This is a genomic window from Bacillus sp. DC4300-2b2 (assembly GCF_049895685.1).
Lineage (GTDB): Bacteria > Bacillota > Bacilli > Bacillales > Bacillaceae > Bacillus > Bacillus safensis.
This window is the reverse complement of record NZ_JAFCSW010000002.1, coordinates 944947-951530: the sequence shown is the minus strand read 5'-3', so window position 1 is coordinate 951530 and position 6584 is coordinate 944947. Positions and strand designations below refer to the sequence as shown.

7 protein-coding genes, 16 tRNA genes and 2 rRNA genes are annotated in these 6584 nt (G+C 41.5%); 21 read left to right on the top strand and 4 right to left on the bottom strand.

Going from position 1 to position 6584, the window contains the following annotated elements; all coding sequences use genetic code 11:
- From ACP69X_RS09890 to ACP69X_RS09790, 21 genes are all read left to right on the top strand, one after another.
- Window positions 1-114: ribosomal RNA gene (locus ACP69X_RS09890) — 23S ribosomal RNA — on the top strand; the annotation flags it as partial.
- Window positions 115-223: 109 nt separating this feature from the next.
- Window positions 224-339: ribosomal RNA gene (gene rrf, locus ACP69X_RS09885) — 5S ribosomal RNA — on the top strand.
- A gap of 9 nt (window positions 340-348) precedes the next feature.
- Window positions 349-423, top strand: a tRNA-Asn gene (locus tag ACP69X_RS09880).
- Window positions 424-427: 4 nt separating this feature from the next.
- Window positions 428-518: transfer RNA gene (locus ACP69X_RS09875), tRNA-Ser, on the top strand.
- A 17-nt stretch (window positions 519-535) separates the two neighbouring features.
- Window positions 536-610: transfer RNA gene (locus ACP69X_RS09870), tRNA-Glu, on the top strand.
- A gap of 33 nt (window positions 611-643) precedes the next feature.
- Window positions 644-719, top strand: a tRNA-Val gene (locus ACP69X_RS09865).
- 15 nt (window positions 720-734) lie between these two features.
- A tRNA-Met gene (locus ACP69X_RS09860) sits at window positions 735-811 on the top strand.
- A 4-nt stretch (window positions 812-815) separates the two neighbouring features.
- A tRNA-Asp gene (locus tag ACP69X_RS09855) sits at window positions 816-892 on the top strand.
- An 18-nt stretch (window positions 893-910) separates the two neighbouring features.
- Window positions 911-986, top strand: a tRNA-Phe gene (locus tag ACP69X_RS09850).
- Window positions 987-992: 6 nt separating this feature from the next.
- A tRNA-Thr gene (locus ACP69X_RS09845) sits at window positions 993-1065 on the top strand.
- A gap of 15 nt (window positions 1066-1080) precedes the next feature.
- Window positions 1081-1165, top strand: a tRNA-Tyr gene (locus ACP69X_RS09840).
- Window positions 1166-1179: 14 nt separating this feature from the next.
- Window positions 1180-1253: transfer RNA gene (locus tag ACP69X_RS09835), tRNA-Trp, on the top strand.
- A gap of 29 nt (window positions 1254-1282) precedes the next feature.
- Window positions 1283-1358 (top strand) — tRNA-His (locus ACP69X_RS09830).
- A 9-nt stretch (window positions 1359-1367) separates the two neighbouring features.
- Window positions 1368-1439, top strand: a tRNA-Gln gene (locus ACP69X_RS09825).
- Between the two features lie 7 nt (window positions 1440-1446).
- Window positions 1447-1521 (top strand) — tRNA-Gly (locus ACP69X_RS09820).
- A 5-nt stretch (window positions 1522-1526) separates the two neighbouring features.
- Window positions 1527-1597: transfer RNA gene (locus ACP69X_RS09815), tRNA-Cys, on the top strand.
- A 14-nt stretch (window positions 1598-1611) separates the two neighbouring features.
- Window positions 1612-1700: transfer RNA gene (locus ACP69X_RS09810), tRNA-Leu, on the top strand.
- A gap of 40 nt (window positions 1701-1740) precedes the next feature.
- A tRNA-Leu gene (locus ACP69X_RS09805) sits at window positions 1741-1822 on the top strand.
- 402 nt (window positions 1823-2224) lie between these two features.
- Window positions 2225-2650: a hypothetical protein gene (locus ACP69X_RS09800; protein WP_305960903.1), complete on the top strand. Its 426-nt coding sequence runs from the start codon at window positions 2225-2227 to the stop codon at window positions 2648-2650.
- A 406-nt stretch (window positions 2651-3056) separates the two neighbouring features.
- Window positions 3057-3851, top strand: a complete 795-nt coding sequence (locus ACP69X_RS09795; protein ID WP_426052641.1) for a phosphotransferase family protein — start codon at window positions 3057-3059, stop codon at window positions 3849-3851.
- 16 nt (window positions 3852-3867) lie between these two features.
- The gene (locus tag ACP69X_RS09790; RefSeq protein WP_052468307.1) at window positions 3868-4572 is read left to right on the top strand and encodes a hypothetical protein; all 705 of its coding nucleotides are present in this window, start codon (window positions 3868-3870) and stop codon (window positions 4570-4572) included.
- 30 nt (window positions 4573-4602) lie between these two features.
- Here ACP69X_RS09790 and ACP69X_RS09785 read toward each other — a convergent pair whose 3' ends face one another.
- From ACP69X_RS09785 to ACP69X_RS09770, 4 genes are all read right to left on the bottom strand, one after another.
- Window positions 4603-5148, bottom strand: a complete 546-nt coding sequence (locus tag ACP69X_RS09785; protein WP_411264472.1) for a histidine phosphatase family protein — start codon at window positions 5146-5148, stop codon at window positions 4603-4605.
- Between the two features lie 62 nt (window positions 5149-5210).
- Entirely contained in the window at window positions 5211-5408 is a 198-nt protein-coding gene (locus ACP69X_RS09780) for a hypothetical protein (RefSeq protein ID WP_041089516.1), read from the bottom strand.
- Between the two features lie 142 nt (window positions 5409-5550).
- Window positions 5551-5820, bottom strand: coding sequence for a hypothetical protein (locus ACP69X_RS09775; protein WP_075611068.1), 270 nt, complete (start codon window positions 5818-5820; stop codon window positions 5551-5553).
- A 65-nt stretch (window positions 5821-5885) separates the two neighbouring features.
- Window positions 5886-6575, bottom strand: a complete 690-nt coding sequence (locus ACP69X_RS09770) for a DUF1963 domain-containing protein (protein ID WP_426052640.1) — start codon at window positions 6573-6575, stop codon at window positions 5886-5888.
- Between the last annotated feature and the right edge of the window lie 9 nt (window positions 6576-6584).

The following is a 6584-nucleotide window of genomic DNA, read 5'->3' as shown; positions in this document are numbered from 1 at the left end:
TCCCATTCCGCAAGGAAGTAAGATCCCTGAAAGATGATCAGGTTGATAGGTCTGAGGTGGAAGCGTGGTGACACGTGGAGCTGACAGATACTAATAGATCGAGGACTTAACCTATATTCAATTGTGAAGCATGGACATTGTTATCTAGTTTTGAGAGAACATTTTTAAAATATCTCTTGATTTATTTTCAATACATAGTATAATATCTTTTGTCACTAAATTGTCTGGTGATGATGGCGAAGAGGTCACACCCGTTCCCATACCGAACACGGAAGTTAAGCTCTTCAGCGCCGATGGTAGTTGGGGGTTTCCCCCTGTGAGAGTAGGACATCGCCAGGCTTTCTTCATTCCGCAGTAGCTCAGTGGTAGAGCTATCGGCTGTTAACCGATCGGTCGTAGGTTCGAATCCTACCTGCGGAGCCAATTTGGAGAGCTGTCCGAGTGGCCGAAGGAGCACGATTGGAAATCGTGTAGGCGGTAACCCCGTCTCAAGGGTTCGAATCCCTTGCTCTCCGCCACAATTTACATAATAAAGGGCCCGTTGGTCAAGCGGTTAAGACACCGCCCTTTCACGGCGGTAACACGGGTTCGAATCCCGTACGGGTCACCATTTTTATACAATATATACCAGCATTTTTTATTCGGAGGATTAGCTCAGCTGGGAGAGCATCTGCCTTACAAGCAGAGGGTCGGCGGTTCGAGCCCGTCATCCTCCACCATATCTTTTATATCGTCGCGGGGTGGAGCAGTTCGGTAGCTCGTCGGGCTCATAACCCGAAGGTCGCAGGTTCAAATCCTGCCCCCGCAACCAAAATGGTCCGGTAGTTCAGTTGGTTAGAATGCCTGCCTGTCACGCAGGAGGTCGCGGGTTCGAGTCCCGTCCGGACCGCCATTTTTCAAAAGAATACTTGGCTCGGTAGCTCAGTTGGTAGAGCAACGGACTGAAAATCCGTGTGTCGGCGGTTCGATTCCGTCCCGAGCCACCACTATTTGCCGGTGTAGCTCAATTGGTAGAGCAACTGACTTGTAATCAGTAGGTTGGGGGTTCAAGTCCTCTTGCCGGCACTGTTTTCCAAATGTGGAGGGGTAGCGAAGTGGCTAAACGCGGCGGACTGTAAATCCGCTCCCTCCGGGTTCGGCGGTTCGAATCCGCCCCCCTCCACCATTTTTTATTTTCATAGGGGCATAGTTTAACGGTAGAACAGAGGTCTCCAAAACCTCCGGTGTGGGTTCGATTCCTACTGCCCCTGCCAATTATACTTTATAATTCATTACATCTATGGCGGTTGTGGCGAAGTGGTTAACGCACCAGATTGTGGCTCTGGCACTCGTGGGTTCGATTCCCATCAATCGCCCCATTTTATTATTGGGCTATAGCCAAGCGGTAAGGCAACGGACTTTGACTCCGTCATGCGTTGGTTCGAATCCAGCTAGCCCAGTTGATGTGCGGAAGTAGTTCAGTGGTAGAACACCACCTTGCCAAGGTGGGGGTCGCGGGTTCGAATCCCGTCTTCCGCTCCAATAATGGCGGCATAGCCAAGTGGTAAGGCAGAGGTCTGCAAAACCTTTATCCCCGGTTCAAATCCGGGTGTCGCCTTTTTTGAAAAGACTGCCGGGGTGGTGGAATTGGCAGACACACAGGACTTAAAATCCTGCGGTAGGTGACTACCGTGCCGGTTCAAGTCCGGCCCTCGGCACCATTGTGTTTTTTTAATATAAGTTGCGCTCTTTAATGATCATGCCGGTGTGGCGGAATTGGCAGACGCGCACGACTCAAAATCGTGTTCCTCACGGAGTGCCGGTTCGACCCCGGCCACCGGTATCTAGTTTTAGATATTCTTTATTATCGTCAAATACAGAAGAATTAAGGAATATCAACGTTTAAAACGTCTTTCTACAAATTGTAGAAAGACGTTTTTTATTTGTTTTTTAACTGGTTTTTCACACAACAAAATTACTTCAAATCGTGTTCACTGATGAAAGGGGAATAAGCTAAATGGCAAGACGTAAAAATATTTGAGATCACCTTCTATTCAGTATTACAAGAATAAAGATTTCTTAATTCTCTAACAGCACAAGGAATTATATTTCTGAATAAAAGCCTTACAATGTGACAGAGGAGGAGATTATCTTTTACTTTATTGATGGTTACCTTATTATTAAACTAAAGGGGCAGGATAATTGAAGAAGGATGAGATAAATTGTACATAGGAGAGGTGTTGTAATGATTACGGTTAAAAATGCTGAAAGTTATCTTAAAGATAGCATTGGTGAAGATACCGATGATATAAAAAAGGTTTGGGAAACATTTAAGGCTTTTTCAAAGGAGACAGTTGAGGGCGAAGAAGATAAAGAAATTTTATTTCAGTGTGGTGTCTATGATTTTACAGGAGAGGAACTATTTCATTTTGACCTTGTACGTCAGTTTACAGTTTATGAAGAAGATGATTATTCTCACATGGAACAACTGCACTGTGAATTTTTATTTAAACCAACAAGCGAGTTAAAAAAGTTAAAGGTGATAGAAGAATGGTCAATGGATTATGACGATATCGATCATTTTTTTAATCATATTGAAAGTATTCATGAGTTTAAAATACCTTTGAGTTTAAAGCCGATAAAATCAGAAATATATCAAGAAGAACTTTGATTCTTATTTCATAAACGGGTGCTTACTTTAAGAGGGTATACCTTGCCTTTTAGGAATAATTTATCATGGATTGCCGGTTCAGCCCCGGCCATCGGTATCTATTAAAAGTTTCATGATTGGTTTTTACCGTGAATCTAACGTTTCACCCTTGTGGTAAACGTTTTTTTGTGGTTATTAAAAATAGAAAACTATTAGAAAATAATGAGCATGTACTTCTTTTAGCAGAATAATCTTTAGATGATTTGCAACATTTGATAGGATATATTTAACCATGTAAGGAAACAAAATGGGGCAGCACATTCACAGAAAATAGTGTACTACCTTTGTGTAACTAAATGAATATTTGGGGATACATACACATCTATAGTTGACATCATCATTGTGACCCAATTTTAGGGGAGAATTTATGAAAAAACAAAATGACCATGAAGAGTTATTGACAGGTGGCAATGTCTCGAGCGTATATCGTTCGGGAGATACGGTTCGTCGAGAAGTAAGGTCAGACAACATCAATATACGAAAGCTGCTAAAGCATTTAGAAAAAAAGAATTTCTCCTATGCTCCAAGGTATTTAGGGGTTGATGAAGAAGGTAGAGAGGTATTGTCCTTTATTGATGGCGTAGCCGGTCATGATCCCTTAAAAGAATACATGTGCTCTCACCAAGCCTTAAAAGAAATAGCGAGAATGCTTAGACTGTATCATGATGCTGTTCAGGATTTCCCCATTTCAGACGATTGGGAACGAATGGACAATACGCCTAACAACATAGAGGTTGTATGCCATAATGATTTTGCTATGTACAATATCATTTTCAATAACGAAAAACCAGTAGGAATCATTGATTTTGATGTAGCTGCTCCTGGTCCGAGACTTTGGGATATCGCTTATACCCTTTATACATGTGTGCCTCTCAGTAGATTTTTTCGCACTGAAACAGGGGAGGTCGTGAATTATCTTTCATTAGACCATGCGGACCAGATAAAGCATAGAGTGAAACTGTTTTTTGAATCTTATGGGGAGGAAATAGCAGAAGATTATTTGGATATGGTGCTGCTGCGTTTAAAAGGGTTATGTCAGTACATGAAACGAAAAGCGAGTGAAGGGGATATAGCTTTTCAAAAAATGATTCATGAGGGGCACCTTGAGCATTATCAAAAAGACATTCAATTCATTCATGAACACAGAAAAGAATGGATGTAAAGAGGCGGCGATGTTATTGCAAACGAAGACGATATTACAGACCATCATTCAAGACGAGGGCTCAAATGATTATCCTCTTTTTAGACAGTACTGTGTGAGAAAAGAACAGGGCCTGCGTAAAGATGCGCTAAACGTTCTTCAGGCCTTTATTGAAGAGATGAAAGAGAACGGTTTTGAAGTACAGCGGGAATTTGCTGCTTGGCTGTTTGAGTGGATTGAACGATTTGAGGATGGTCATCATTTGCTTATGTATCCATTGGTAATTGGGTTGATACAGCCTGTTCTACAAGAATGGGAGAAGGTTGGTCCAATGGATGTGAGACCATATCGCTGGCAGGGCTTGTTTGTACATCAGGGAGAAGGACTGCCCTATTTATTGAAAGCGCTAGAGCTTGGAGGCAGCAATGAGCAGCGTGTCATTGTTCAAATTTGCGAAACCTATTTATCGGCTTTATGGTATTCGTTTCATCATATACATGAAGATCTTTATTTAAGCACCTATGAGAAAGACCAAGAGCGAATTCAAGGTATTGAAGATGTCATGATGCTGATTGAAGATAAGAGGATTCGCACTAATGTTGAAAAACAAGCAGCCTATTATGATCAGCTTTTATCGGACTGGAAGAAATTTCAGCAAACGGAGACAAGAGGCTTTATGAAATGGTGTGCGGAGCGTAAGAAGCCGTATGAGTGGGTAGAGGCTTTTTATTATCAACAATAGATGAGGAAACGGCAGAATTCATTCTGCCGTTTATTTATGCCATATTCGTTCTATTTCTACATGATCTGGTTTGAAATATTTCAGGATATAGACATCTGGATTGCTTAGTTTCTCCCACTCTTCGAATCCAATCGTTGGATCGGCGTGTTTAAGAAGCAGGCTCATGATATTGCCATGTGTGACGAATAGGGTATGATCTTTTTCTAATTTTATTTGTTCGTGGAATGCTTCTACAATACGATTCATGGCTTCTTGGCTCGATTCTCCGCCTTCACAGGTCATATGTAAATCCGTAAAACTGAGCTTTAGTTTCTCATACCAATCGTCTATTGGTTTGCTGCTTAATACACGTTCAGAGAGGCGCTGATCGATTTTTATCTCGAGCTGTTTTGCATGAGCAAGTGGCGCAGTAGTTTGGATCGCTCGTTTATAAGGACTTGAGATAATTTGATTGAGATGAATGCTGGAAAAAAACTGTGCCAGTTCATGAGATTGAGTGATGCCTTGTGGCGTTAAAGCTGCATCTTTAGATTGTCCATCTGCTTGGCAGTGTCTGACGATATAATATGTTTTCATTGGATACACCTTTCATTGAGTATAAAAAAATCATCCAGTATTGGATGAGGGTTTACGAAGATCTAGGTAAGCTTGTTCGTATCTGTTTCTTTATAGGGATCTGTGAGCTTGGAGGTCAGGTCTAGGTTGAACAAAAAATCATCGACGGTGTCTGTGCCAAAGGGAAGTGTGGAGAAGTTGATTGGGATGCTGTCCTCTTGCTTTTCTGAAGCGATCTGCTGTACAGGCTGCTTTTTTCTCCAGTTCTTAAACAAGCGCATGTGAGGCCCCCTTTTCTTTGAAAAAGATGGATTTATACATAATATACGGGGATAGTTGTCCAGGCGTCAAATGTTTTCTTCAAAAGGAACGATTCAATTGATAAAAAAAGAGCCACAGGAAAGTGCGGCTCTTGTTGTCAGTTTACATTGCGCGTTGTAATGCTTGTAGTAATTTATGTTCACATCTCAAGTTGTATTGTTTCTTATGGATTTTATCCGTTTTAAATCTGCCTATGACACGTCGAACATCAGGGTGATAAATGATGAGGTCCCTGCAAGTTTGATCATGTAATAGTGCTTGAAACCAGCTATATTTTTTGAGATGTACCGCGTTCCTTGAGATATCCTCTTCGTCCACTTGTAGAAAAGGGATATACACAGCAAGTGAAAACATGTCTAAAATGAATCCCATTTTGCTTCCTCCTTTCATATTATTCATTACGCTTAGGAGAAAGGCAAAGTTTCATTCAATAAACGTTAAAAACAATCCCAGTGCATAAACCATTCTTTTGATTCTTTGTCATAATAGAAATACATTGTGCCGTTATCACCAATCATGAAACGAGGTTTTTCTTCTGAGGCGATTTGCAGCATGAATTCGCCTTGTTGTTGATGGGGTGGGGATTGAATATACGCCCCATATCCACCGATTTTTGTGAAAGAATAATTTGAGTATTCACTAAAGAAGTGGTCCGTCGCTTCTTCACTTTCGTTTACTTCTGTTAGATCCACATATGACCATGCTTCTTCCCAGCAAGGGAAGTCCCTTTGCTCACTTTCGTTCCAGTGGATTTGAAAGGATTTGAGTCCTCTCACTTCTTCAGGAGTCTCAGCTACTTCTAAACCACCGATTGATGAATATTCAATGAGCTTCCAGCCTTCGCCGTTTTTGGTGGTATCAATCGGAAGCGTTTTCTGATTAAGATAAATTTGAATCAACTTACAATCATTGAAGCCATTCAATCCTCCTGGCACTTCTGGTAAATAAATTTGTAAAATCGGAATCATGGCGCCATCTTGATCTGTCGGCCAGCCTTGATGAGGATCGATGAAAAAATGGCCAGCAAACCAGCTGTGTACAGCTGGATCAGGACGGAAGCCGCCAATTTTGGCGATGGCTGGCGCTTTCCCAATTAAATTTAATTCTTGAAAAGCTTTGATCTCCATTTATTGTCC

Excerpts from the sequence above, each read along its gene's own strand:
- ACP69X_RS09800 (WP_305960903.1), top strand. The coding sequence starts at position 2,225 with ATGATTACGGTTAAAAATGCTGAAAGTTATCTTAAAGATAGCATTGGT.
- ACP69X_RS09795 (WP_426052641.1), top strand. The coding sequence starts at position 3,057 with ATGAAAAAACAAAATGACCATGAAGAGTTATTGACAGGTGGCAATGTC.
- ACP69X_RS09780 (WP_041089516.1), bottom strand. The coding sequence starts at position 5,408 with ATGCGCTTGTTTAAGAACTGGAGAAAAAAGCAGCCTGTACAGCAGATC.
- ACP69X_RS09775 (WP_075611068.1), bottom strand. The coding sequence starts at position 5,820 with ATGGGATTCATTTTAGACATGTTTTCACTTGCTGTGTATATCCCTTTT.
- ACP69X_RS09785 (WP_411264472.1), bottom strand. The coding sequence starts at position 5,148 with ATGAAAACATATTATATCGTCAGACACTGCCAAGCAGATGGACAATCT.
- ACP69X_RS09770 (WP_426052640.1), bottom strand. The coding sequence starts at position 6,575 with ATGGAGATCAAAGCTTTTCAAGAATTAAATTTAATTGGGAAAGCGCCA.